The 25,786-nt window shown below is 71.4% G+C and carries 23 protein-coding genes and 1 pseudogene; 19 read left to right on the top strand and 5 right to left on the bottom strand.

All coding sequences use genetic code 11. The features are described from left to right. Positions 1–25 precede the first annotated feature (25 nt). Complete coding sequence (gene mnmA, locus F7R91_RS24355; RefSeq protein WP_150951250.1) at positions 26–1,156, top strand: tRNA 2-thiouridine(34) synthase MnmA; 1,131 nt, start codon at positions 26–28, stop codon at positions 1,154–1,156. 206 nt (positions 1,157–1,362) lie between these two features. Here mnmA and F7R91_RS24360 read toward each other — a convergent pair whose 3' ends face one another. Then, positions 1,363–2,142 (bottom strand): alpha/beta fold hydrolase, encoded by a 780-nt coding sequence (locus F7R91_RS24360; RefSeq protein ID WP_150951251.1) that lies wholly within the window; start codon positions 2,140–2,142, stop codon positions 1,363–1,365. 32 nt (positions 2,143–2,174) lie between these two features. Further along, complete coding sequence (locus F7R91_RS24365) at positions 2,175–2,498, bottom strand: DUF427 domain-containing protein (RefSeq protein ID WP_150951252.1); 324 nt, start codon at positions 2,496–2,498, stop codon at positions 2,175–2,177. 51 nt (positions 2,499–2,549) lie between these two features. Here F7R91_RS24365 and F7R91_RS24370 point away from each other — a divergent pair, with 51 nt between their 5' ends. From F7R91_RS24370 to gatB, 10 genes are all read left to right on the top strand, one after another. Then, positions 2,550–3,089 carry an LOG family protein gene (locus F7R91_RS24370; RefSeq protein WP_150951253.1) on the top strand — a complete coding sequence of 180 codons (540 nt, stop codon included), beginning with the start codon at positions 2,550–2,552 and terminating at the stop codon, positions 3,087–3,089. A gap of 22 nt (positions 3,090–3,111) precedes the next feature. Next, on the top strand, positions 3,112–3,810 hold the full coding sequence (locus F7R91_RS24375) for an SDR family oxidoreductase (RefSeq protein ID WP_150951254.1): 699 nt from the start codon (positions 3,112–3,114) through the stop codon (positions 3,808–3,810). Between the two features lie 130 nt (positions 3,811–3,940). Next, positions 3,941–4,897, top strand: a complete 957-nt coding sequence (locus F7R91_RS24380; RefSeq protein ID WP_408056060.1) for a methionine synthase — start codon at positions 3,941–3,943, stop codon at positions 4,895–4,897. Between the two features lie 15 nt (positions 4,898–4,912). Beyond that, complete coding sequence (ligA, locus tag F7R91_RS24385) at positions 4,913–7,105, top strand: NAD-dependent DNA ligase LigA (RefSeq protein ID WP_150951256.1); 2,193 nt, start codon at positions 4,913–4,915, stop codon at positions 7,103–7,105. A 257-nt stretch (positions 7,106–7,362) separates the two neighbouring features. Then, the gene (locus tag F7R91_RS24390; RefSeq protein WP_150951257.1) at positions 7,363–9,609 is read left to right on the top strand and encodes a putative bifunctional diguanylate cyclase/phosphodiesterase; all 2,247 of its coding nucleotides are present in this window, start codon (positions 7,363–7,365) and stop codon (positions 9,607–9,609) included. 187 nt (positions 9,610–9,796) lie between these two features. After that, entirely contained in the window at positions 9,797–9,943 is a 147-nt protein-coding gene (locus F7R91_RS24395; RefSeq protein ID WP_408056057.1) for a hypothetical protein, read from the top strand. Between the two features lie 196 nt (positions 9,944–10,139). Continuing rightward, positions 10,140–10,436 carry an Asp-tRNA(Asn)/Glu-tRNA(Gln) amidotransferase subunit GatC gene (gene gatC / locus F7R91_RS24400; RefSeq protein ID WP_018531282.1) on the top strand — a complete coding sequence of 99 codons (297 nt, stop codon included), beginning with the start codon at positions 10,140–10,142 and terminating at the stop codon, positions 10,434–10,436. A 4-nt stretch (positions 10,437–10,440) separates the two neighbouring features. Then, positions 10,441–11,943, top strand: coding sequence for an Asp-tRNA(Asn)/Glu-tRNA(Gln) amidotransferase subunit GatA (gene gatA, locus F7R91_RS24405; protein ID WP_150951258.1), 1,503 nt, complete (start codon positions 10,441–10,443; stop codon positions 11,941–11,943). After that, positions 11,940–12,179, top strand: coding sequence for a hypothetical protein (locus F7R91_RS24410; RefSeq protein WP_150951259.1), 240 nt, complete (start codon positions 11,940–11,942; stop codon positions 12,177–12,179). The genes gatA and F7R91_RS24410 overlap by 4 nt, the downstream gene beginning before the upstream one ends. 15 nt (positions 12,180–12,194) lie before the next feature. Next, complete coding sequence (gene gatB / locus F7R91_RS24415) at positions 12,195–13,709, top strand: Asp-tRNA(Asn)/Glu-tRNA(Gln) amidotransferase subunit GatB (RefSeq protein WP_150951260.1); 1,515 nt, start codon at positions 12,195–12,197, stop codon at positions 13,707–13,709. 48 nt (positions 13,710–13,757) lie between these two features. Here gatB and F7R91_RS24420 read toward each other — a convergent pair. Beyond that, a pseudogene (locus F7R91_RS24420) lies at positions 13,758–14,296 on the bottom strand (SAM-dependent methyltransferase). 186 nt (positions 14,297–14,482) lie between these two features. Between F7R91_RS24420 and F7R91_RS24425 the strand changes: the two are divergent. From F7R91_RS24425 to F7R91_RS24455, 7 genes are all read left to right on the top strand, one after another. Further along, the gene (locus F7R91_RS24425; protein ID WP_150951261.1) at positions 14,483–14,776 is read left to right on the top strand and encodes a hypothetical protein; all 294 of its coding nucleotides are present in this window, start codon (positions 14,483–14,485) and stop codon (positions 14,774–14,776) included. A 201-nt stretch (positions 14,777–14,977) separates the two neighbouring features. After that, a complete protein-coding gene (locus tag F7R91_RS24430) occupies positions 14,978–17,224 on the top strand; it encodes an MMPL family transporter (protein ID WP_150951262.1) in 2,247 nt (748 codons plus the stop codon). Next, a complete protein-coding gene (locus F7R91_RS24435) occupies positions 17,202–17,777 on the top strand; it encodes a GNAT family N-acetyltransferase (protein ID WP_150951263.1) in 576 nt (191 codons plus the stop codon). The genes F7R91_RS24430 and F7R91_RS24435 overlap by 23 nt, the downstream gene beginning before the upstream one ends. A 35-nt stretch (positions 17,778–17,812) precedes the next feature. Then, on the top strand, positions 17,813–18,415 hold the full coding sequence (locus tag F7R91_RS24440) for a hypothetical protein (RefSeq protein WP_150951264.1): 603 nt from the start codon (positions 17,813–17,815) through the stop codon (positions 18,413–18,415). Between the two features lie 145 nt (positions 18,416–18,560). Continuing rightward, a complete protein-coding gene (locus F7R91_RS24445; RefSeq protein WP_408056058.1) occupies positions 18,561–18,809 on the top strand; it encodes a hypothetical protein in 249 nt (82 codons plus the stop codon). A gap of 125 nt (positions 18,810–18,934) precedes the next feature. Then, the gene (locus tag F7R91_RS24450; RefSeq protein ID WP_191971615.1) at positions 18,935–21,991 is read left to right on the top strand and encodes a helix-turn-helix transcriptional regulator; all 3,057 of its coding nucleotides are present in this window, start codon (positions 18,935–18,937) and stop codon (positions 21,989–21,991) included. A gap of 35 nt (positions 21,992–22,026) precedes the next feature. Continuing rightward, positions 22,027–22,266 (top strand): DUF6191 domain-containing protein, encoded by a 240-nt coding sequence (locus tag F7R91_RS24455; RefSeq protein ID WP_150951266.1) that lies wholly within the window; start codon positions 22,027–22,029, stop codon positions 22,264–22,266. A 1-nt stretch (position 22,267) separates the two neighbouring features. Here F7R91_RS24455 and F7R91_RS24460 read toward each other — a convergent pair whose 3' ends face one another. Next, positions 22,268–23,473, bottom strand: a complete 1,206-nt coding sequence (locus tag F7R91_RS24460) for a PQQ-dependent sugar dehydrogenase (protein WP_150951267.1) — start codon at positions 23,471–23,473, stop codon at positions 22,268–22,270. 109 nt (positions 23,474–23,582) lie between these two features. Further along, on the bottom strand, positions 23,583–24,581 hold the full coding sequence (locus F7R91_RS24465; RefSeq protein ID WP_150951268.1) for an aldo/keto reductase: 999 nt from the start codon (positions 24,579–24,581) through the stop codon (positions 23,583–23,585). Positions 24,582–24,680: 99 nt separating this feature from the next. Here F7R91_RS24465 and F7R91_RS24470 point away from each other — a divergent pair, with 99 nt between their 5' ends. Then, positions 24,681–25,655 (top strand): 2-hydroxyacid dehydrogenase, encoded by a 975-nt coding sequence (locus tag F7R91_RS24470; protein WP_150951269.1) that lies wholly within the window; start codon positions 24,681–24,683, stop codon positions 25,653–25,655. Positions 25,656–25,786: the final 131 nt, after the last annotated feature.

Raw genomic sequence — 25,786 nt, forward strand, 5'->3', positions numbered from 1 at the left:
CGCGCCCCCGTACTCTTGAAGGGTTATGACTGACACCTCGCAGCGCTCCCGTCCTCTCCGTGTCCTCGCCGCCATGTCCGGCGGGGTGGACTCCGCCGTCGCCGCAGCCCGCGCGGCGGAGGCCGGCCACGACGTCACCGGCGTCCACCTCGCGCTCTCCGCGAACCCGCAGTCGTTCCGCACGGGCGCGCGTGGCTGCTGCACCATCGAGGACTCGCGCGACGCCCGCCGGGCGGCGGACGTGATCGGCATCCCGTTCTATGTGTGGGACCTCGCCGACCGCTTCCGCGAGGACGTCGTCGAGGACTTCGTCGCCGAGTACGAGGCCGGGCGCACCCCGAACCCGTGCCTGCGCTGCAACGAGAAGATCAAGTTCGCCGCGCTGCTGGACAAGGCGCTCGCCCTCGGCTTCGACGCGGTGTGCACGGGCCACTACGCCAAGGTGATCGTGAACGAGGACGGCAGCCGTGAGCTGCATCGCGCCTCCGACATGGCGAAGGACCAGTCGTACGTCCTCGGCGTGCTGGACGAGCAGCAGCTCGCGCACGCCCTGTTCCCGCTGGGCGACACGGTGACGACCAAGGACGAGATCCGCGCGGAGGCCGAGCGGCGCGGCCTCGCGGTCGCCAAGAAGCCCGACTCGCACGACATCTGCTTCATCGCCGACGGCGACACCCAGGGCTTCCTCGCCTCCCGCCTCGGCAAGGCGGAGGGCGACATCGTCGACGAGTCCGGCACCAGGATCGGCACCCATGAGGGCGCGTACGGCTTCACCATCGGCCAGCGCAAAGGGCTGCGCATCGGGACCCCGGCCGCCGACGGCAAGCCGCGCTACGTCCTCGACATCTCACCGGTGAACAACACCGTGACGGTCGGCCCGGCCGCCGCCCTCGACGTGAGCGCGCTGACGGCGATCAAGCCGCGCTGGTGCGGTGCCGCGCCGACCGGCCCCGCCACCTACACGGCCCAGCTGCGCGCCCACGGCGGCGAGACCGAGGTCACCGCCGAACCGGTCGACGGCACGTTGGAGGTGTCGTTCACCGAGCCGGTCCGCGGCGTGGCCCCCGGCCAGGCGATCGTCCTGTACGACGGCACACGGGTGGTCGGCTCGGCAACGATCGCGTCGACCACGCGCGCGACGGCGGGCGTGGCCTGAGCCTCGCACGCCGGGCAAGCACTCGGCCGGGCACGGGTGTTGAGCGGGGTCCGGGGTGTGGTTGCCGGCCCGGCTGATGGTGGTGTGCGACGGCACGTGCGTGGTCGGGGGTGGATGCCGGCGAGGCGATTGCACGGGCGTGGCCGGTTCGGCGGCCTTTGTGTCGACTCACCCGCGCGACGGTGGGGTTGCCTGAGCCTCGCGCGTCAGGTGGTGAAGAACTCCGCCAGTACGGGTGCGAGGGCGCTCGGGTCCACCATGTGGGTCTGGCCGTCCAAGGCGCGGTACGTGCCCGTCGGTGCTGCCTGGGCAACTGCCTTCGTCGCCTCCCGCAGCCAGCGCGGGCTCAGGCCGCCCGCGACCGCCAGGACGGGCACCGTGATCGAGCCCAGCCGGTCGCGGGGCACCAGACCGTCGCCCATCACCGCGTTGTCGTAGGCCAGGCTCGGTGCGATCGCCTCCATGCCGGCCCACAGGGGCGACTGGCGGGCGCCCGCGATCATGTTCTCGGCGAGTCCGGTGAGCCTGAGGAACAGCTCGACCGCGTCCCCGCGCCGGCCCTGCGCCAGCGCCTCGGTCAGGTTCGCGGTGTACTCGGCGCGCTCCTCGGCCCCGCCCCCGAAGTCGGCGAACGGCGTCTCGTACACGGCGACCTGACGGACCGGCAGCCCGCTCGCCGCCGCCTCGAGCGCCAGCGCGCCGCCCGACGAGATGCCGTAGAGCGCCGCGTCACCGCCCGCCGCCTCGATGAGCGCCCCGATGTCCTCGACCTCACGGGCCACCGCGTACGGCGCCGTGTCGCCGCTTTCGCCGCGCCCCCGGCGGTCGTACGCGATGACGCTGAAGCGGTCCACGAGATGCGGGGCCAGGGGGGCCACCGTGGCGCCCGTGGACATCGCGCCGCTCACGAGGACGACCGTCGGGCCCTGTCCGGTGCGTCGGTACGCGATGGGCGTGCCGTCGCGCGAAATGGTCTGCTTGTCCATGTCTGGGGAGACTATCCCGCGCGATTCATCGGTCACGACACTTCCACGTCGTAGAAGCAGAGGCGGTCCTTGATCTCGGCGACGTCCGGCTTCGGGTCGAGGTACGCCCACACGAGATCCGGTGCGTCCGGCAGGGACCAGTAGGACGCGGTGCCCTTGAACGGGCAGTACGTGTGGGTGTCGGACGGGGTCAGCAGATCGAGGCGTACGTCCTCGGCGGGCAGGTAGTACCGCACGGGGCAGCCCGTCTCCCTGAGGACCAGGGGCCGGTCGCTCTCCGCCAGTACCCGGTCGTTGTGGACGACCCGTACGCGCTGCGCGCCCCGCTCGATGGTGATCGTGTGTCCTGTGGCCATACCCGCACAAGCGCTCGCGGGCCCCCAGTTCTTCCCGCGTACCGTGACTCCATGCGCATCTGTGTCTTCCTCTCCGCCGCCGACCTCGACGACCGCTACACACGCCCCGCCCAGCAGTTCGCGGAGCTGCTGGGCAAGGGCGGTCACACCCTTGTCTGGGGCGGCTCCGACGTCGGGCTCATGAAGGTGGTCGCCGACGGCGTGCAGGAGGCAGGCGGCCGGCTGCTGGGCGTGTCCGTGGACTTCCTCGCCGCCAAGGCCCGCACGGGCGCCCACGAGATGGTCGTCGCACGGGACCTGGCCGAGCGCAAGAAGCTGCTGCTGGAGAAGGCCGACGCGGTCGTGATCATGGTCGGCGGCACCGGGACGCTCGACGAGGCCACGGAGATCCTGGAACTGAAGAAGCACGGCCACACGGACAAGCCCGTGGTCCTGCTCAACACCGCCGGCTTCTACGACGGTCTGAAGGAACAGTTCCGGCGCATGGAGGACGAGGGGTTCCTGCCCCGCCCGCTCACCGACCTGGTGTTCTTCGCCGAGGAGCCGGTGGGGGCGCTGGCCTACCTGGAGGAGAGCATGGGCGTGGAGTGAGGGCCGCCCGCGCGATGCGAGCATGGCAGGCATGGCAACTCATGTGATCACCGGAGCGGGTTCCGGCATCGGCGCGGCCGTCACCCGCCGTCTGCACGCGCGCGGGGACGACCTCGTGCTGCACGCGCGCGACGCGGGCCGCGCGAAGGAACTGGCCGCCCGCTTCCCGGGCGCGCGGACCCTCGTCGGCGACCTCGCGGACCCCGACAAGCTGAGCTGGGCCTTCTCGCACCAGATGCTCCCGGACCGGGTGGACTCGCTGCTGCACATCGCGGGCGTCGTCGACCTGGGCCCGGTCGGCGAGCTGACCCCGAAGTCCTGGCGCCATCAGCTCAACGTCAACCTGATCGCCCCCGCCGAGCTGACCCGGCACTTCCTGCCCCAGCTCCGCGCCGCCCGCGGCCACGTGGTCTTCGTGAACTCGGGCGCGGGCCTGACCGCCCATGCCGACTGGTCCGCGTACGCCGCCTCGAAGCACGGTCTCAAGGCTCTCGCGGACTCGCTGCGGCACGAGGAGCACGGCAACGGCGTCCGCGTCACCTCCGTCTACCCCGGCCGCACCGCCAGCCCCATGCAGGCCAAGGTCCACCAGCAGGAGGGCAAGGACTACGACGCGTCGCAGTGGATCGACCCGGAGTCGGTCGCGACGACGATCCTGCTGGCGCTCGACCTGCCGAGGGACGCGGAGATCAACGACATGACGGTACGCCCCGGCCGCTGAGACGTGGGCAGAGCGGGGGTCCGGGGCGGAGCCCCCAGGGACGGGCTGCACCCCCCGGAGGGTTACGTACGCTTCGGGGGTGAGCAACAACACCCAGTTCCGCTACGGCGCAGCCACCGGCGTCGGTTCCATGCCCGGCGGCGACGCCCGCGAGGCCGCCAAGACCGTCACCGGCTCCTTCGAGGACTTCCCTTTCCTGCCCGAGCTGCCCGCCCGCGGCCCCGGCGCGGACATGATCGGACGCACCGCGGGGATGCTGGTCGAGCTGTACGCGCGCGTCGAGCCCAGCGGCTGGCGGATCGGGGACAGGCCGGGACGCGACACCAAGCGCGCCCGGTCCTGGCTCGGTGAGGACCTCGACGCGCTGGAGGAATTCACCCAGGACTACGAGGGCCCGCTCAAGGTGCAGGCGGTCGGCCCCTGGACGCTCGCCTCCGCGCTGGAGCTGAGGAACGGTGAGGTCGCCCTGTCCGACCCCGGCGCCTGCCGCGACCTCGCCGCCTCGCTCGCCGAGGGTCTGCGACTGCATCTCGAAGAGGTCCGGCGGCGCGTGCCCGGGGCGCAGCTCGTGCTCCAGCTGGACGAGCCCTCCCTGACCGCCGTACTGCGCGGGCAGGTGAAGACCGCCAGCGGCTACCGCACCCACCGCGCCGTCGACCGGCAGGCCGTCGAGGCCATGCTCCGGGACGTCGTCGGGGTTCACGGCCGCGGACCGGTCGTGGTCCACTCGTGCGCACCGGACGTCCCGTTCGCGCTGCTGCGCCGGACGGGCGTGACGGCGATCTCCTTCGACTTCTCGCTTCTCACCGAGCGTGACGACGACGCGATCGGCGAGGCGGTGGAAGGGGGCACCCGGCTCTTCGCAGGTGTCGTCCCCGGCACGGACGGCCCATTGTCGGACCCTGCCGGTAGCGTCATGGGTGTCAGGACGCTGTGGCGCAGGCTGGGGCTGCATCCGGGGCTTCTCACGGAGGCGGTCACGGTTACTCCGTCGTGCGGACTCGCGGGGGCCTCCCCGGAGTACGCGCGCAGGGCTCTCGCCCACTGTGTCCGGGCGGCGAGATCCCTCGCGGACAACCCAGAGTAACGGGAGGACAACACGGTGGCCGGCGACAGGCAAGCGGAGACGACGGTGCCTACCGAGGCACGGGAGCAGCACGCGCAGCTCGCTGAGCAGATCGAGGAGCACCGCTTCCGGTACTACGTGAAGGACGCTCCCGTCATCAGCGACGCGGAGTTCGACACCCTCCTGCGTTCCCTGGAGGCGCTGGAGGACGAGTATCCCGAGCTGCGGACGCCGGACTCGCCGACCCAGAAGGTCGCCGTGGAGTTCGAGACCGATCTCGCGGAGGTCGAGCACCGTCAGCGCATGCTCTCCCTCGACAACGTCTTCGACGACGCGGGGCTCGCCGCCTGGGCCGAGCGCGTGGCGAAGGACGTCGGCACGTCCGGCCACCACCTCCTGTGCGAGCTCAAGGTCGACGGTCTCGCGGTGAACCTGACGTACGAGAACGGCAGGCTGACCCGCGCGGCCACCCGGGGCACCGGCCGGATCGGTGAGGACATCACGCCCAACGTGATGACGATCGCGGAGATCCCGCACCGGCTGAAAGGTGATCGCGTCCCGCAGCTCGTCGAGATCCGCGGCGAGGTGTACTTCCCGATGGAGGCGTTCGAGGACCTCAACGCACGTCGTGTGGCGGCGGGGGAGAAGCCGTACGCCAACCCCCGCAACTCCGCCTCGGGTTCACTGCGCCAGAAGGACCCCAGGGTCACGGCGACGCTGCCGCTCCACATGGTCGTCCACGGCATCGGCGCCCTGGAGGGCTTCGAGGGCCTCACCCGCCTCTCCCAGGCGTACGACCTGCTGAAGAGCTGGGGCCTGCCGACCTCCCGGCACAACAAGGTGGTCGACGGTCTCGACGGCGTACGGGAGTTCATCGCGTACTACGGCGAGAACCGGCACTCCGTGGAGCACGAGATCGACGGAGTCGTCGTCAAGCTCGACGAGATCCCGTTGCAGGGCCGCCTCGGTTCCACCTCCCGCGCCCCGCGCTGGGCCATCGCCTACAAGTACGCGCCGGAGGAGGTCAACACCAAGCTGGTCAACATCCGCGTGGGCGTGGGCCGTACGGGCCGGGTCACGCCGTACGCCCAGGTCGAGCCGGTGACCGTGGCCGGCTCGGAGGTCGAGTTCGCCACGCTGCACAACCAGGACGTCGTCAAGGCCAAGGGTGTGCTGATCGGCGACACCGTGGTGCTGCGCAAGGCCGGCGACGTCATCCCGGAGATCCTCGGTCCCGTGGTCGACCTGCGCGACGGCAGCGAGCGCGAGTTCGTGATGCCGTCCGAGTGCCCCGAGTGCGGCACGCCGCTCGCGCCCGCCAAGGAGGGCGACGTCGATCTGCGCTGCCCCAACGCCCGCAGCTGCCCCGCCCAGTTGCGCGAACGTCTGTTCTATCTCGCCGGCCGCAAGTCGCTGGACATCGAGCACTTCGGCTATGTCGCCGCGGCCGCCCTCACCAAGCCGCTGGAGCCCACCGAGCCGCCCCTCGGGGACGAGGGCGATCTGTTCGACCTCACGATCGAGCAGCTGCTGCCCATCAAGGCGTACGTCCTCGACCAGGACAGCGGTCTGCCCAAGCGTGATCCGAAGACCGGCGAGGAGAAGGTCGCCACGGTCTTCGCGAACCAGCAGGGCGAGCCGAGGAAGAACGCGCTTGCCATGCTGGAGAACATCGCGGCGGCCAAGGAGCGCCCGCTCGCCCGCATCCTCACCGGCCTGTCGATCCGTCATGTCGGCCCGGTCGCCGCCGAGGCCCTGGCCCGTGCCTTCCGCTCGATCGACCGCATCGACCGGGCGAGCGAGGAGGAGCTGAAGGACACCGACGGCGTGGGCCCGATCGTCGCCGCGGCCGTCAAGCAGTGGTTCGCCGAGGACTGGCACCGCGAGATCATCCGCAAATGGAAAGCGGCCGGCGTCCGCATGGAGGACGAGGGCGCGGGCGAGGAAGAGGGTTCCCGTCCCCTCGAAGGCCTCACCGTCGTCGTCACCGGCACCCTCGAACATTTCACCCGTGACGGAGCAAAGGACGCCCTGCAGAGTCAGGGAGCGAAAGTCACCGGGTCGGTTTCGAAGAAGACCTCATTCGTCGTTGTGGGTGACAATCCTGGTTCGAAATATGACAAGGCGATGCAGCTCAAGGTGCCTGTTCTGAACGAGGACGGTTTCGGCGTCCTTCTGGAAGAAGGGCCGGAAGCCGCCGCCGAAGTCGCCCTTCCGGCCGGAGAGTAGCGGTTGAAGGCCACCCGATCGGCGCATATCAGATGCATACGGGTGGCAGGGGTGCATTCGGGCAACCGTCGACGACCGCTGCCCGTGGAAGCCTTCTGCGGCCTACTGTTGAGATGTGCGCCTGCCGTGCCCAGCTGCGGTTGGGGCATCTCCTTGCTCTTGCAGAGCAGGGGGAAGGGTTTTCCAACGCGGCCGTTGACGGTAGTCGGGCATCGGGCCGCATGGCGTGGGCACCGCCGGCTGTGAGAGGGACGGGAATGGAACCGACCGAGAGCGCCGCCCCGGACTCACGGCTGCGCCTGCGCCGGATGGCCGTGGCGTGGCGGGGCATCCGGTGGACCGGGCGGCCTTCGGGACCTGCGGACGCGGAGGGGCGCACCGCCGGACCGCAGCCCGTGGCGGACGTCCGAGGTGCCGCCCAGCTCACCGCCGAGCCCGCTCCCGCACTGCCGGGCGCCGACCACGACCGACATCTGTCCTGGCCCGCGCTGCCCGCGGCCGTCGTCGCGGCCGCCGGGTTCCTCCTCGGCGCCGGCTTCTACCGGGGCTTCAGCGGCGACCACGCGCTCTTCCCGTCCGGCACCGTCGGCTGGTCCCTGGCCGTGCTGACCGGCCTCATCGTCGGCCACCTGGTCGCGCTCGGCCGGGCCCGCTGGTGGGGCGGCACCGGGTCGGGCGCCGCCCTCACCCTCGCCGTCCTGCTGCTGTACGGCTGGATGCCCGCCGGGATGGTCAGCCTCACCGTCGTCGTCCTGGTCGGCATAGCCCGGCGCCACCGCTGGCGGCAGGGCGTGCTGCACGGGGCGGTGGACATCCTCGGCATCGGCGCCGGGGCCCTCGTGATGGCCGCCTTCGGCCGTGTCCCGTCCGTCGAGAACCCGTGGAACCCCGACACCTGGACGCCGTACACCGCACCGGAGGTGGTGCTGGTCGCGGTCGCCTACCTCGCGGTCACCCGCACCGTGCTCTGGTATCTGCACGCCCCGCGCGGCGGCCTGCCCACCGTCGCCCGCACCGCCCTGGTCCGACAGGGCCTCGTCGCGGTCGCGCTGCTCGGCATCGCGCCGCTGGTCTGCGTGGTCGCCATGGCCAAGCCCCTGCTGCTGCCGCTGTTCGCCATCCCCCTCATCGCCCTCGACTCGACCCTGTGGATCGCCCGGGCCCGGGCCGAGGAGCAGCTGCGCGATCCGCTGACCGGACTGCCGAACCGGCAGTGGCTGCTGGAACGCATCTGGACGGCGCTGGACGACGCCGAGCGCATCGGCGCCCGCGCCGCTCTGATGCTGATCGACCTGGACCGTTTCCGATCCGTCAATGACACGTTGGGGCATCTTGCCGGGGACCGGCTGCTTCTCCAGATAGCCGACCGGCTGCGCCTGGCGCTGCCGCGCGGGGCGGAGGCCGCGCGGCTCGGCGGCGACGAGTTCGCCGTGTTACTGCCGGTCGCCGATTCCACGACATCGGCGACCCGGCTCGCCCGGGGGCTGGTCGCCGCGCTCAGCTCCCCGCTCGACCTCGACGGTCTCACCCTCGTCCTGGAGGCCAGCGCGGGGGTCGCCGTCTTTCCCGACCACGCCCTCGACGCCGAAGGGCTGCTCAGGCGGGCGGACGTGGCGATGTACCAGGCGAAGAGGGACCGCACGGGCGTCGAGGTCTACGAGTCGAAGCGCGACTCGAACACCCCGGACCGGCTCGGACTGCTCGGCGATCTGCGACGGGCCCTCGACGCGCACGAGGTGCAGCTGCACTACCAGCCGAAGGTCCGCTTCGACGGACAGGTCGCGGGGCTGGAGGCACTGGTCCGGTGGGTGCACCCGGAGCGCGGGAAGGTGCCGCCGGACGAGTTCATAGCGATCGCCGAGTCCTCGGGGCTGATGCCCCATCTCACGGAGTACGTACTGGACACGGCGCTCGGCCAGGTCGCCGCCTGGCGGGCCCAGGGGCTGTATGTGCCGGTCGCGGTCAACGTCTCCCCGCGCGACGTCCACACACCGGGATTCGCCGGCTCCGTCGCGGCGCGGCTGGCCCGCCATGGAGTTCCGGCGGGGGCGCTGCAGCTGGAGATCACGGAGCATGTGCTGCTGGAGGATCCGCAGCGGGCCGCCGACACTCTCGCCGGGCTGACCGGGCACGGCGTGAAGATGTCCCTGGACGACTTCGGTACGGGGTACTCCTCGCTGGTGCACCTGCGGCGGCTGCCGGTCAGCGAGCTCAAGATCGACCGCTCGTTCGTGGCGCGGCTGGCTGTCGACACGGAGGATGCGGAGATCGTGCGCTGCACGGTCGACCTGGCTCATTCGCTGGGGCTCCTCGTGGTCGCCGAGGGCGTGGAGGACGACGAGACATGGGAGCGGCTGCGGGACCTGGGCTGTGATGCCGTACAGGGGTGGCTGGTCGCTGCGGCGATGCCTCCGGAGGAGACGACGGCGTGGCTGCGGGCGCGGGGGTCGCGGGGCTGGCAGCGGCCTCGGGCGGCGCTGCCCGCGGCGGCATCCGACGAGTGAATTCCCCACCCGCCCACCCATTCAGCCCGGACGACGGGGTGGCCGTCTCCCGCGGAGCGGCATCACCGTCGGCGGCAGCCCGCCCCTGAGGCTCCGCCCCCAGTCCCGGCGAACCCCCGGCGGGGACTGCGTCCCCCGTACGCCTGCCGCGGCCGGCCCGGGGCTCTGCCCCAACCCCTCAGGGACTGTGTTCTCTGCACGCCTGCGAGGGGCGAACCTCCGGCATCTGCAGCGCCTCCGCCTCGGCGAGGCCACCGTGGAGAGCGTGCTGGAAGTGCAGGAGCTGTACGACAACCACTTCCTGCAGAGCGAGGCCTGGGACGGCCGCCGGTGACCTCAGGGCGACCTCACCGGAGCAGGGCCCGGCAAACCGTTTCACGGGCACCGGGCCCCGCCCCATAGGATTAGGGCCTGTCGGCACGTTCCGTCTGCCGTGCGACGCCTGGCACGTCCGCCCACGGGCGGACGACGGGAACGTGCCGACAGGCCCTAGGCCCAAACCGCAAACACTCACCCCAGAGGATCGCTGCATGCCTGGCATCACGCGCGAGGAGGTCGCCCACCTCGCCCGGCTGGCGCGTCTGGAGCTGAAGCCCGAAGAGCTCGACCACTTCGCAGGCCAGCTGGACGACATCATCGGCGCGGTCGCCCGCGTCAGCGAGGTCGCCGACCAAGACGTACCGCCGACCTCGCACCCGCTGCCGCTGACGAACGTCATGCGCGCGGACGAGGTCCGTCCCTCGCTCACCCCCGAGCAGGCGCTTTCCGGCGCCCCGGCCCAGGAGCAGCAGCGTTTCAAGGTGCCGCAGATCCTGGGGGAGGACTGATCCCATGACGGACAACGTCAACATCATCAAGCTCACCGCCGCCGAGACGGCCGAGAAGATCGCCTCCGGTGAGCTGACGGCCGTCCAGGTCGCCGAGGCCCACCTCGCCCGTATCGAGGCCGTCGACGAGAAGGTGCACGCCTTCCTGCACGTCGACCGCGAGGGGGCGCTGGCCCAGGCTCGCGCCGTCGACGAGAAGCGGGAGCGCGGCGAGAAGCTCGGGCCGCTGGCCGGTGTTCCCCTCGCACTCAAGGACATCTTCACCACCGAGGGCGTCCCGACGACCGTCGGTTCGAAGATCCTCGAAGGCTGGATCCCACCGTACGACGCGACCCTCACCAAGCGGCTGAAGGCCGCCGACGTCGTCATCCTCGGCAAGACCAACATGGACGAGTTCGCCATGGGGTCCAGCACCGAGAACAGTGCCTTCGGGCCGACCGGCAACCCCTGGGACCTCACCAGGATCCCCGGCGGCTCCGGCGGTGGGTCGAGCGCCGCGCTCGCCTCCTTCCAGGCGCCCCTCGCCATCGGCACCGACACCGGCGGATCCATCCGCCAGCCGGCCGCCGTCACGGGCACGGTCGGTGTGAAGCCGACCTACGGCGCGGTCTCCCGCTTCGGCATGGTGGCCTTCTCCTCCTCGCTCGACCAGGGCGGTCCCTGCGCCCGTACGGTCCTGGACGCGGCCCTGCTGCACGAAGTCATCGCGGGCCACGACCCGCTCGACTCGACCTCGATCGACGAGCCGGTCCCGCAGGTGGTGGAGGCCGCCCGCAACGGCAGCGTCGCCGGGATGCGCATCGGTGTCGTCAAGCAGTTCCGCGGCGAGGGCTACCAGGCCGGTGTCATCCAGCGCTTCGACGAGTCCGTCGCGCTCCTGAAGGAGCTGGGCGCCGAGATCGTCGAGCTGGACTGCCCGTCCTTCGACCTGGCCCTGTCGGCGTACTACCTGATCGCGCCGTCCGAGTGCTCGTCCAACCTCGCCCGCTTCGACGGCCTGCGCTACGGCCTGCGGACCGGCGACGACGGCGGCCACTCGGCCGAGGAGGTCACCTCCCTCACCCGGGAGGCGGGCTTCGGCCCCGAGGTCAAGCGCCGCATCATGCTCGGCACGTACGCGCTCAGCTCCGGCTACTACGACGCGTACTACGGCAGCGCCCAGAAGGTCCGTACGCTCATCAAGCGGGAGTTCGACCGGTCGTTCGAGCAGGTCGACGTGATTGTCTCCCCGACGACCCCGACCACCGCCTTCGCGATCGGCGAGCGCGCCGACGACCCGATGGCGATGTACCTCGCCGACCTGTGCACCATCCCCACCAACCTGGCGGGCAACGCGGCCATGTCACTGCCCTGCGGCCTGGCGCCGGAGGACAACCTTCCGGTCGGCCTGCAGATCATCGCCCCGGTGATGAAGGACGACCGGCTTTACAAGGTCGGCGCCGCCGTCGAGGCCGCCTTCGTGGAAAAGTGGGGGCACCCGCTTCTCGAGGAGGCTCCGTCGCTGTGAGTGCACTGACCAAGGCCAAGGGCTTCAAGAAGTCCAAGTCCGGTACGTATCTGTCCATGGCCGGGACCGCGTTCGGCGCGATCGGTGTCGCCAAGCGGCTCAAGAAGGCCCGCGCCGAGAACGACACGCTGGTCCTCGTCGACGCCGCCGTGTCCGCCGTCGCCATCGTCACCGGCCTCGCCATTCTGTGCCGCGAGCTGAAGCGGCTGGGCGACGACGACGTCCTGCTGGGCTGAGAGGGAAGTTTCACCGTGACCACCACGACCGACCTGGTGTCGTACGAGGACGCGCTGGCGTCGTACGACCCCGTCATGGGCCTTGAGGTCCATGTCGAACTCGGCACCAAGACCAAGATGTTCTGCGGGTGTTCGACCGAGCTGGGCGCCGAGCCCAACTCGCAGACCTGCCCGACCTGCCTCGGCCTGCCCGGCTCGCTCCCGGTCGTCAACGCGACCGGAGTCGAGTCCGCCGTCAGGATCGGTCTCGCGCTGAACTGCGAGATCGCCGAATGGTGCCGCTTCGCCCGGAAGAACTACTTCTATCCGGACATGCCGAAGAACTTCCAGACCTCCCAGTACGACGAGCCGATCGCCTTCAACGGCTACCTCGATGTGCAGCTGGAGGACGGCGAGACCTTCCGCGTGGAGATCGAGCGCGCCCACATGGAGGAGGACACCGGCAAGTCGACGCACATCGGCGGCGCCACCGGCCGTATCCACGGCGCGCAGCACTCGCTGCTGGACTACAACCGTGCCGGCATCCCGCTCATCGAGATCGTCACCAAGCCGATCGTCGGCGCGGGCGAGCGCGCTCCCGAGGTGGCGAAGGCGTACGTCCGTGAGCTGCGCGAGCTCATCAAGGCGCTCGGCGTCTCCGAGGCCCGGATGGAGATGGGCCAGATGCGCTGCGACGTCAACCTGTCGCTGATGCCCAAGGGCGGCGACAGGTTCGGCACGCGCTCCGAGACGAAGAACGTCAACTCACTGCGCTCCGTCGAGCGTGCGGCCCGTTTCGAGATCCAGCGCCACGCCGCCGTGCTCGGCAGCGGCGGAACGATCGTCCAGGAGACCCGCCACTTCCATGAGGACACGGGGTCGACGACCTCGGGCCGGGTGAAGGAAGAGGCCGAGGACTACCGCTACTTCCCCGAGCCGGACCTGGTGCCGGTGGCCCCCTCGCGCGAGTGGGTCGAGGAACTGCGTGCCCGGCTGCCGGAGCTCCCTCTGGTCCGCCGCACCCGTCTGCTCGAGGAGTGGGGCATCAGCACCACCGACATGCAGGCGATCCTCAACGCCGGTGCCCTGGACCCGATCGTCACCACGATCGAAGCCGGCGCCGACGCGGCCTCCGCCCGCAAGTGGTGGATGGGCGAACTGGCCCGCAGCGCCAACGAGTCGGGCAAGGCCCTGGACGAGCTGGCCATCACGCCCGAGCAGGTCGCCCGGGTCACCGAGCTGGTCTCCTCCGGTGACCTGAACGACAAGCTGGCCCGGCAGGTCATCGAGGGCGTCCTCGCGGGCGAGGGCACCCCGGACGAGGTCGTCGACAAGCGCGGTCTGAAGGTCGTCTCCGACGAGGGCGCGCTGACCGCCGCCGTCGACGAGGCCATCGCCGGCAACCCGGGCATCGCGGACAAGATCCGCGGTGGCAAGGTGGCCGCGGCCGGCGCCCTGGTCGGCGCGGTCATGAAGGCCACCCGGGGTCAGGCGGACGCGGCACGCGTCAAGGAGCTGATCCTGGAGAAGCTGGGCGTCAGCGAGGGCTGAGCGCATGCGCCATGCGGCCCCGGAGGCGACGCCTCCGGGGCCGTACGCCTACCTACGGCGCCCCACGACACGTACGAAGCCCAGCGCGCGGCCCTCGTCCACGCGGAGCATCTCCGCGCACCGGCCCGCCATCCCGGGGGAGTGGAAGCACCAGAAGTCCGGCTCCCACCACGGCCGGAGATGCTCCGGCGGCTCCGTGCCCTCCGGCTCCTCCCGAAGTGCCGGTACGACGACCCCGATCCGCCCGCCGGGCTTCAGCAGCCGGGTCAGCGTGGGCAATACAGGTCGTTCGTGCCGAAGTACTGGTAGGCGTCGATGCTCACGATCGCGTCGAAGCCGCCGTACTCCCTGGCGAGGAACACGGATGTCATGGCGCGCCCGCAGCCGAGGTCGAGCACGCGCGCGCCGGGGCGCAGCCGGTCGAGGCCCAGGGCGGGGGCCAGCCACTCCAGCAGCCACAGTGCGTGCGGGCCCATCTGGTTCTCGACGGTCCAGCGGGCGTCGTAGCGGCCGCTGCGGGGGTAGCGGGGGTGGGGCAGGCGGTCAGTCGCGTCGCCGGTCGAGGTCCTGGAGGTGATGTCGGACATCGGTGAACGGGCTCCTTGAATCCTTCGTAGTGGAAAGAGATGCGTAGGAGCTCGGTCGGACCTTCACACAATGCACCTGCTTCGGTCGGCGGCGAGGCGCCGGAGACGGCGGACGCCGGGACGCCAGCAGCGCTCGGGCCTGCCCCGCACCAGGATTCGCGGACGGAGCCGCTACGCTCCCCGGCCATGAACGGACGCGGTGATTCCGAAATACCCGACGCCGGAGATCCGGCGGAGGACGCCCGGCGGGCCCGCTGGACCGCGGCCGGGACCGGGGCGCTGCTCGCCCTCGTCGGCCTGGCCGCCTCGGCGCTCCGCTTCGCCGGTTCCGCGCCGACCCTCGTCCCCGCCGCCTACGCCCTCGGAGCCGTGGTGTGCGCGCTCGCCTCCGTGCTGGGCTCCCGGGGGCGCACCCGGCGCGCCCTGTGGCTGCTGATCGCGGGAGCGATGGTGATGGCGATGGGAGACCAGATCGACTGAGACGGCGCAGACGACAGAGCGATCGGAACTGTCCTGTGAGTTGCCTCCCACTCCTGTGAAAAGGCCCACGAACGCGGCAAACGATCTTTTCCGCCTGTAAGAGTGTCTTCGCATTGCTCATGCGTTCTTTGCGGGCTGTTCAGTTCATGAACGACGGTTCCCGGCCAAAGATCCACAAATCCACCACCGGGAGCACGTCTCGTGGCAGCACTCGCACGCTGGTGTGTCCAGCGCCGCCTCGTCGCCGTACTGCTGTGGCTCCTCGCCTTCGGCGGGGTGACCGCCGCGGCGGCCGTCGCCGGCTCCGCGTACTCGAACGACTACGAGGTTCCCGGCACCGAGTCGGGCCGCGCCGCCCAGCTGCTCCAGGACGGCTTCCCGGACCTCGGCGGGGACAGCGACACCGTCGTCTGGCACACCACGTCCGGCAGCGTCCGGGCCGCCGACGTCGAGCAGACGATGACCCGCACCCTCCGGACGATCTCCGACCTACCCGGTGTGGCCGCCGTGACCAGCCCGTACGACAGCCAGGGCGCGGCGCAGATCAGCGGCAACGGCCGTACGGCCTACGCCACCGTCGTCTTCGACGACCGGGCCGAGAACCTAGGCCAGTCCGAGGCACAGGCCGTCGTCGACGCGGCCAAGGACGCCGAGAGCGACGGGCTCCAGGTGGAGCTGGGCGGCAGCGCCATCGCGCTCACCGAATCGTCCGGCGGCCATGTCGCCGAGGTCGTCGGGGTGATCGTCGCGGCGGTGGTCCTGTTCCTCGCCTTCGGCTCGCTCGCCGCCTCGCTGCTGCCCATCGCCACCGCGCTGGTCAGCGTCGGCACCGCATACGCGGCGACCGTGCTGCTCGGCCACGCGATGACCGTCGCCGACTTCGCGCCCATGCTCGGCATGCTGATCGGACTCGGCGTCGGCATCGACTACGCGCTGTTCATCGTCACCCGGCACCGGCGCGGGCTGAAACGCGGGCTCTCCGTCACCGAGGCGGTCACCAACGCCGTCGCCACCACCGGACGCGCGGTCGTCTTCGCAGGTGCCACCGTTTGCATCGCCCTGCTGGGGATGCTGATCCTGCGGCTGAACTTCCTCAACGGCGTCGCGATAGCCGCCTCCCTGACCGTGGTGCTGACCGTCGCGGCCTCCGTGACCCTGCTGCCCGCCCTGCTGTCGTTCATCGGCCACCGCGCGCTGAGCCGGCGCGAGCGGCGCAGGCTCGCCGAGCACGGGCCCCAGCCGGAGCTCCCGACGGGGCTCGCCGCCCGCTGGTCGGCGTTCGTGGAGCGTCACCCCAAGCTGCTCGGTGTGGTCGCCCTGGTCGTCATGACCGTCCTCGCCCTGCCCACCCTCTCCCTCCGCCTGGGCACCTCCGACCAGGGCAACGGGCCGACGTCCGCCACCACCCGCCAGTCCTACGACCTCCTGGCCGACGGCTTCGGGGCCGGCGTGAACGGCCCCCTCACCCTCGTCACCACCGTCGACGGCGCCGAGGACAAGCTCGCCCTCGGCAACCTGGACGCCACCATCCGCACCACCGATGGCGTCGCCTCGGTGACGCCGGTCACCTACAACACCGGCGGCGACACGGCGTACTTCACGATCGTCCCCGAGTCGGCCCCCCAGTCGCAGAAGACCACCGACCTCGTGGAGCGGCTGCGCACCGAGGTGCTGCCGCGCGCGGAGACCGGCACCTCGCTCGACATCCACGTCGGCGGCATGACGGCCGGCTACGACGACTTCGCCGACGTCATCGTCGGCAAGCTGCCCCTGTTCGTCGGCGTCGTCATCGGCCTGGGCTGTCTGCTGCTCCTGCTCGCCTTCCGGTCCGTCGGCATCCCGCTCAAGGCCGCCGCGATGAACGTCGCCGCCGTCGCCGCCGCCTTCGGTGTCGTCGTCGCGATCTTCCAATGGGGCTGGGGGAGCGAACTGCTGGGCCTGGGCCGCGCCGGGCCGATCGAGCCCTTCCTGCCCGTGATCATGGTGTCGGTGCTGTTCGGGCTCTCCATGGACTACCAGGTCTTCCTGGTCAGCCGGATGTACGAGGAGTGGCTGGAGACCGGCGACAACAGGCGTGCCGTCCGCGTCGGCCTCGCCGAGACCAGCCGGGTGATCAACTCCGCCGCGGTCATCATGATCTCGGTCTTCCTGGCCTTCGTGCTCAGCGGCGACCGTGTGATCGCCATGTTCGGCATCGCGCTCGCCTCCGCCGTCGCCCTGGACGCCTTCGTGCTCCGTACGCTGCTGGTGCCGGCCCTCATGCACATGCTCGGCGGCGCCAACTGGTGGCTGCCGCGCTGGCTCGACCGGCGCCTGCCGCGCATCAGCATCGAACCGCCCGAGTGCCGCGCCGCCCATGAGAGGCTGGCCGCCGCGACGGACGCCGAGGTGGCGGACGTCCTGGCGGAGGAGGAGCGGCAGCGGGATGTACGCGATATCTCTGGGTGACGACGGAGCCGAACTGCGCCCCCTGGAGCCATGGCACGCCGAGGAGTTCCTGGCGCATCTGGAACGGGGCAGGGAGTTCATCAACCGGTTCGTGCCGTTCGGGGAGAAGGCCACGGACGTGGCGTCCGCGCGCGACACCCTCCAGAGGTACGCCGACCTGCGCGCCGCCGACACCGCCTCCCTGCACGGCCTGTGGCTGGAGGGGAAACTCGTGGGCGGGGTGCTGTTCCTGAACTTCGACGCGGAGAACGCCAATTGCGAGGTCGGCTGCTGGCTGGAACCCGCGGGCACCGGGCGCGGGCTGGTCACCCGGGCGATGCGGGTGCTCATCGACTTCGCCGTCGAGCAGCGCGGCATCCACCGGGTCGAGTGGATCGCCTCCGCGGGCAACCGGCCGAGCCTGAACGTGGCCCGGCGGCTGGGGATGACCAAGGAAGGCGTACGACGGTCGAGCTACCCCCACCACGGCGTACGGCACGATCTCGAGGTGTGGTCGGTCCTGGCCCCCGATTGGCGTGCGGCCCGCGCGCGTGCCGTGCACAGCGATCATTAAGGAACCTCTCAGACTCCGTCCGTACGGTGCGCAGCATGGGAACCAAGACAGTGGACGAGACCGGGGCCGAGACCGGCGCCCGGGCGAAGACCGACGAGGAGAAGGCGGAGGTCACCAAGGCCGACGCGGCCGCGGAGACCGATGCCGCGACGGATGCCGGTACGGGATCCGTCGACGAGGGAGGCGACGCCGTCGATGCGGAGGACATCACCGAGGACGGGAGCCCGGCCGGCGTCGGCGGCGTCGGAGGCGTCGGCCAGGGCGCCGGAGCCGTGGTCTCCGCCGCGCTCGGCGTCGTCTCGCTCAGCGGCGGCTGGATCGCCTCCGTCGCCGCCGCGCGCGAGACCCTGGTGGGACAGCTCCAGACCTCGTCGGGCGCGAGCGTCGCCCAGCAGGTCAAGGAGGTGTACGGCGACGCCTGGCACACCACCGCGCTGTGGGGCGGCCTGTTCGCGCTGGCCGCGCTGATCATCGGCGTCGTCGTCCTGGCCCGTCCCGCGTTCGGGGCCCCGGGCCGGCCGCAGGCCGCCTGGATCAAGTCGGTCGCGTGGGGCGGTGTCTCGCTCGGCGTCATCGGCCTGCTTCTGGCCGTTCTCAAGTACACCGACGTCCTGCTCGGACTGCCGTCCACCGGCTGAAGCACCGCAGGTCCTGAGGGGCCTCAGGGCGGCCGTAAGTACCTCTTACGGAGCTCCTGAGGCCCCTCGCGCACACCTAAGGCCCCGCACGCCGCCGAAGATGCGGAACTCTCCCGATGTGGCGGACCCCCCTGGGAGACGAAGGTTGAGGCATCGCAGCGAACCGTCGCAGCGCAAGCCCGAACCGGACTCTCCCGAGGGACACACCATGTACGAGTACGAGATCCAGCAGTTGCGTGCCGCCGAACTGATCCGCCAGGCCGAGAACGAGCGGATGGCCCGCGAGATCGTCCGCGGCCGTCGCGCCGCCCGCCGTGAGGCAGCCCGCCGCGAGGCCGAGGGCGAGGTGCATACCGGCCGCCCCCGCCGGCACAGGTTCCCGCGCACCGCGTGAGCGCCGGGGCACGGCAGGACGGCCGCACGGCGCAGGTCCTTGCTCGGGCCACGCCGCTCCTCCCCGCGGCGGTCACCGCGGCCGTCCTCCCGAAAACGGGTGCGTCCCTGACCCGGCCGCATGCGATGCTCGGGCGGGTGGAGACCAGATCCGTCAGCCCGGTGTTCGTCGGCCGCACCGAGGAACTGCACACGCTGAAGGACGCGCTCGCCCGCGCTGCCGCGGGCGAGCCGCAGGCGTTGCTGCTCGGCGGCGAGGCCGGGGTCGGCAAGACCCGTCTCGTCGAGGAGTTCGCCACCGCGGCGTGCCGGGCGGGTGCCGTCGTCGCGCTCGGCGGCTGCGTCGAGATCGGCGCCGACGGACTGCCCTTCGCGCCCTTCTCCACCGCCCTTCGAGCCCTGCGCCGCGAACTCCCCGGTGAACTGGTCGCCGCAGCCGCCGGCCAGGAGGAGGAACTGGCCAGGCTGCTGCCCGAACTCGGCGAAGCGGCCACCGCCCGGGACGCACGCCGGCCCGACGAGGAGGGCATGGCCCGCCTCTTCGAACTCACCGCCCGGCTGCTGGAGCGTGTCGCGGCCGACCGCACGGTCGTCGTCGCCCTGGAGGACCTGCACTGGGCCGACGCCTCCACCCGCCACCTCCTCGCCTACCTGTTGCGCACCCTGCGCACCGGCCGCCTCGTCGTCCTCGCCACCTATCGCGCCGACGACATCCACCGCCGCCATCCGCTGCGCCCGCTGCTCGCCGAACTCGACCGGCTGCGCACGGTCCGCCGCATCGAACTCGGCCGCTTCAACCGCGCCGAGGTCGGCCGCCAGATCGCCGGAATCCTCGCCCGGGAACCCGAGCCCGATCAGGTCGACGACATCTTCGAACGCTCCGACGGCAACGCCTTCTTCGTCGAGGAACTCGCCGTCGCCGCCCACGAGGGCTGCTGCACCGGCCTCACCGACTCCCTGCGCGACCTGCTGCTGGTGCGCGTCGAGGGTCTGCCCGAAAGCGCCCAGCGGGTCTCCCGGATCGTCGCCGAGGGCGGCTCCACCGTCGAGTACCGGCTGCTCGCCGGCGTCGCCCGGCTCGCCGAGGACGACCTCATCGAGGCGCTGCGGGCCGCCGTGAACGCCAACATCCTGCTGGCCGCGCCCGGCGGCGACGGCTACCGGTTCCGGCACTCCCTGGTCCGCGAGGCCGTCAGCGACGACCTGCTGCCCGGCGAGCGCTCCCGCCTCAACCGCCGCTACGCCGAAGCCCTGGAAGCCGATCCCACCCTCGTCCCCGCCGACGAGCGTGTCATGCGCCTGGCCAGCTACTGGTACCACGCCCACGACGCCGCCAAGGCCCTGCCCGCCGTGCTGCACGCCTCGGTCGCCGCCCGCCGCCGCAACGCCTACAGCGAGCAACTGCGGCTCCTGGAACGGGCGATGGAGCTGTGGGACTCCACCCCGGAGGGACTGCGCGCGCGGCTGCGCCCCGTCGACTACACCGAGGTCTACGCGCCCTGCGGCTGCGACCCCACCACGACGCCCCTGCACTACCTCGACCTGATGGCCGAGGCGGCCGTCGCCGGCCGGCTGTGCGGAGAACGCGAACGCGCCTTGAAGATCACCAAGCGAGCGCTGCACCTCCTGGAGGACGAGGCGGACCCGCTGCGCTCCGCCTGGTTCTGGACCCAGCGCTCCCTGCTGGTCCAGGCACAGGCCCGCGGCGACGGCCGGCGCGAACTGGCCACCGCCCAGGACCTGGTGCGCGGCCTGCCTCCCTCCGAGGTCCACGCCGAGGTGCTCAGCAGCGTCGCCAGCTGGTCCATGCTCCATGAACCGGGCCCCGAGGCCCTGGCCGCGGCCGAGCGTGCCGTGGAGTACGCGCGCATGGTGAACGCCCGTGAGATCGAGCTGAACGCGCGGCTCACCCTCGCCGGCCTCAGGGTCAACTCGGGCGACATCGAGGCCGGGCTCGCTTCGATGTACGAGGTCAAGGAGCAGGCGCTCCACGAAGGTATCTCGTCCGTCGCGGGCCGCTCCTATGTGAACCTGCCCTCCGGACTCGAAGCGGTGGGCCGTTCTCAGGAGGCCGCCGCGATCCTGCGGGAAGGGACCGTCTACTCCCGCAAGCACGGCCTGCTGCACACCGAGGCCTGGGCGTGGGGCAACCTCTCCGACTCGATGTACTCGCTCGGCCGCTGGGACGAGGCCGTCGAGGCGGCCACCCGGGCGCAGCGCCGCGCGAACAGTGCGCGGCCCCAGGGCACGGGCGCCCTGCGGCTGGCTCTGGTGGCGCTCGGCCGGGGCGACGTGGCCGAAGCGGCCCGCCAACTGGCAGCCGCCCGCCACCACTTCGGCACACATGACCCCATGCCCCAGCAGTGGCTGTCCGTGGCCGCCATCGCCGTCGGCGTCGCAGCGGGCGAGGGCCGCATCCTCGACGTCCGCGCGGAGCTCGACCGCGCCCTGGACGCCGGTGTCCCGACCGGCACCCACCGCTACGGCTGGCCCCTGCTGCTGGCCGCCGTGACCGCCGAGGCCGACGCCCGCGCCCGGCCCGCCGCCCAACACGGCCGCGACAGGGCACTTGAACGCGTCGTCAACGCCGCGAAGTCCCTCACCACGGATGTCCCCCTCTGGGTCGCCCACGAAATATGGGTCCGCGCCGAACTCCAGCGCGCCGAGGACCGCGCGACCCCGGACACCTGGTCGGAGGTGGTCACCGCCTTCGAACGCCTGGAGCGGCCCTACGACCTCGCCCGCGTCCGCCACCGGCTGGCCGAGGCCCTGCTGACCTCCGGCGGCGAGGACGAACGCGACCGCGCCGCCGAACTGCTGCGCCTCGCCCATGCCGCCGCCCAGCACCTCGGCGCGCGCCCGCTCGCGGACGCGGTCACTCTGCTGGCCCAGCGCGCCCGGCTCGCCCTGACCTGCGCCCCCGCGGAGCGTGCGGCGCCCGCGGACCCGGTGGAGGCGCTCGGCCTGACCAGCCGGGAACGCGACGTCCTGCGTCTGGTGGCCGCGGGCCGCACCAACCGCCAGATCGCCGAGGAGCTGTTCATCTCTCCGAAGACGGCGAGCGTGCATGTGTCGAACATCCTGGGCAAGCTCGGAGTCTCGGGCAGAGGAGAGGCCGCGGCGACGGCACACCGGCTGGGGCTGTTCCCGCCCGACGCTCTCCAGACCTCGTCGGCGGGCTGAGGCGTACGCTGTTACGGACCGGTAGGGGAGGCGCCGTGTTCAACATGTTCGAAGAACTGTTCGCACCCGGCCGCAAGCACACCCGCGACGAGCGGAACCGGCTGGAGCTCACCCGGGTGGACGTCGGAGACGGCGATCCGGGGCGCGGCCCGATAGATCTCACATCCGGCAAGGTCGTGGTGCGGGCGCCGAGCCGGAACGAGGGGGCGGACGACGAGCCCGGGACCGAGCCGGACGACGAGCCGGGCCCGGCCGGAGAAAGCGAAAGGGCCTGAGCTAACTCACCTGCACCTCCAGGATCCGGTCGTCCCCGTCCTTCGGGCTGCCTCGGCCGTCCGTGTTGCTGGTCGTGATCCACAGCTTGTCGCCGCCCGCCGAGACCACCGTGCGCAGGCGGCCGTAGTCGTCGTTGAGGAAGGCCTGTGGGTCCGCCGAGGCCTCGGTGCCCTTCAGGGGGATGCGCCACAGGCGCTGGCCTCTGAGGCCGGCCATCCAGATGGAGCCCTCCGCGTAGGCGATGCCGCTGGGGGAGGCGTCGTCCGGGCGCCACTGGTCGATCGGGTTGTGGTACTCGGCATCGTCGGATCTTCCCTCGGCCTCCGGCCAGCCGTAGTTGTCGCCCGGCTTGATCGCGTTCAGCTCGTCCCAGGTGTCCTGGCCGAACTCCGAGGCGAACAGGCGCTGTTTGCGGTCCCAGGCGAGGCCCTGCACATTGCGGTGGCCGTACGAGTACACCGGGGAGTCGGGGAAGGGGTTGCCCGGGGCAGGCTCGCCCTCCGGGGTCATGCGGAGGATCTTGCCGCCCAGGGAATCCCTCTCCTGGGAAAGCCCTCGGTCACCGCTCTCGCCCGTCCCGGCGTACAGCATCTTGTCGGGGCCGAAGGCGATGCGGCCGCCGTTGTGGACGAAGCCCTTGGGGATGCCCCTGAGGATCGTGTCGGGTGCGCCGAGGCGCTCGCCGGGCGGCTTCTCCGCGTCGTACAGCATGCGGACGATGCGGTTGTCCGAGGCCGAGGTGAAGTAGGCGTAGATCATGTGGTCCGAGGCGTAGTCGGGGGAGAGCGCGATGCCCAGGAGGCCTCCCTCACCCTCCGGCGACACCCCCGGCACCTCGCCCACCTCGGTCTTCTTGCCTGTCTTCGGGTCGATCCGGGTGATCGTGCCGTCGTCCCTGGAGGAGACGAGGAGGTCTCCGTCGGGGAGCGGGGCGAGACCCCAGGGGGTGTTCAGGTCGTCGGCGACCGTGCGGAGCACCTTCACCGAGCCCTTCGCCGGAGGTGTCTCCTCGGCGGCCTGCGTCGAAGGCACGGACTGCCGGCTCGCGCCACCCGGCGACGCTCTCTCGGCGCCGCCCGGCGCTCCACTCCCTCCGTCGGCGGAGCAGCCGGCCGTGAGCAGAAGCGCGGCTGCGGCCAGGACGGCCGGCACAGCTCGACGATGCACGATCGTGGTCCCTTCCACGCGGCGGGTTCTCTTTGTCATACACCGCCCGACCCTCCCAGGTTCCCGATCACCGCTCCCCGAACCGACAAGGCGCCCGTTCGCACAGGCTCCAGCCCGTCCAGCCCGTCCAGCCCGTCCACCCCGGACCTCAGTCCCAGGACCCCCGTGCCCCCGGCAACCCCGCCAGTTCCGTCAGGTCCTCCGGCGTCAGGCGCAGTGACGCCGCAGCCGCGTTCTCCGTTGCCCAGCGCTCCTGTTTCGTGCCGGGGACCGGGATCACGCGGTGGCCCTGGGCCAGGGTCCAGGCCAGGGCGACCTGGGCCGGGGTGACGGTCTCGCCGTGGCGGGACGCCACCCGGCGCAGACCGGCGACGATCGGCTGGTTCGCGGCCATCATCTCCGCGGTGAAGCGGGGGTGGCGGGCGCGCACGTCGTCCGGCTCGAAGCCCTCGCCGGGTGTCAGCGTGCCGGTGAGGAAGCCGTTGCCGAGCGGCATCGCCGCCAGGAGGCCGACACCGCGCGCCTCGCACCAGGGCAGCAGTCCCTCCAGCGCCTCCGGTGACCACACCGACAGCTCCGCCTGCACCGCGCTCACCGGGAAGACCTGCTGCACCCGCTGCAACTGCCGGATCGTCGCGTCGTGCAGCCGTGTCCCGGCGCGGCGGCCGCCCCGCGCGCCCACCGCGCACAGCCCCAACGCCCGTACCTTTCCGGCCCGGACGAGCTCCGCCATCGCGCCCCAGGTCTCCTCGACCGGAACCTCCGGGTCCGCCCGGTGCAGCTGGTAGAGGTCGATCACGTCCGTCTGCAGGCGTCGCAGCGAGGCGTCGCACGCCCGCTTCACGTAGCCGGGGCGGCCGTTGGCCACCACATGCTGCTCACCCACCAGCAGGCCGACCTTGGTCGACACGAAGGCGTCCGCACGCCGCTCCTTCAACACCCGGCCCACCAGCAGCTCGTTGGTGAACGGGCCGTACATGTCGGCCGTGTCGAGGAGCGTGGAGCCCGCGTCCAGCGCCTTGTGCACAGCTCTGAGCGATTCCTCGCCTCGCTGCCGCGATCCGCTGTACGCCCAGCTCATCGGCATGCATCCGAGTCCGACGGCTCCCACCGCGAGCGCCGCCGCGCCGATCGTCCTGCGCTCCACCTGCCCGTGACCCTCCCTTGACTGGCCCCCCAACCTAACCTCTGCTCCGACGTGTGCATGACCTAGGGTGATCCGCCGGGCAGGGCCTAGCCTCCAACCATGACTGCTGATGTGTGGCTGCCCATCCCGCCGGACGAGATCGAAGGCCTTCCCGCGGGGCTGGGCTACCAATTCTGGGACGGGGAAGGGGACTTCCCGGCGGACCCGGCCGACTGCGTCTTCTATGTGGTGCCGTACATGAAGCCCTCCGAGGTCTCACAGCGGCCCCTGCCCGCGATGCGCTCCGTTCAGGTCGTGCAGACGCTGTCGGCCGGGACCGACCATGTGGAGGCGGGCCTGCGGCATCTGCGTCCGGGCGTGCGGTTGTGCAACGCGCGCGGGGTGCACGAGGCGTCCACCGCCGAACTCACCCTCACCCTGATCCTCGCCTCGCTGCGGGGCGTACCCGATTTCGTGCGGGCGCAGGACCGGGAGGAGTGGCTGGGCGGGTTCCGGCCCGCGCTGGCCGACAAGAACGTGCTCATCGTGGGGTACGGCGCGATCGGCTCGGCCATCGAGGACCGGCTCACTCCGTTTGAGCTCGCGCGGGTGTCCCGCGTCGCGCGCTCCCCCCGCACCACCGTGCGCGGCTCGGTGCACCCGCTCACCGAACTGCCTGCCCTGCTCCCGGAGGCGGACGTCGTCATCCTCTCCACACCGCTCAGCGAGACCACCCGTCACCTGGCCGACGCCGACTTCCTGGCCCGGATGAAGGACGGTGCGCTGCTGGTCAACGTGGCCCGCGGCCCGGTCGTCGACACCAAGGCACTGCTCGCCGAACTGGAGACCGGCCGTATCACCGCCGCCCTCGATGTCACCGACCCCGAACCGCTGCCCCCGGGCCACCCCCTGTGGCACGCTCCGGGCGTGCTCGTCAGCCCGCATGTCGGAGGCCCGACCTCCGCTTTTCTGCCGCGCGCCAAGCGGCTGCTGGTGGACCAGTTGAGCCGATTCGTGAACCGGGAGCCCCTGCGCAACGTGGTCCTTACGACGGGCGCCCCGAGCGCGCAGCCGGTGGACACAGCAGGCGCGTAATCCGTTTCCGGCACCCTCCGCAATCCTCCGGATGCGGTCCGTGCCCGCATTGCCGCTGGTCGTCACGGAGCGTAGAGGAACTATGTCCCTGAGTGACGAGACTGGTGTATCGTCCGGACAGGGGCTGCGCC

Source organism: Streptomyces luteolifulvus (genome assembly GCF_008806595.1).
Classification (GTDB): domain Bacteria; phylum Actinomycetota; class Actinomycetes; order Streptomycetales; family Streptomycetaceae; genus Streptomyces; species Streptomyces luteolifulvus.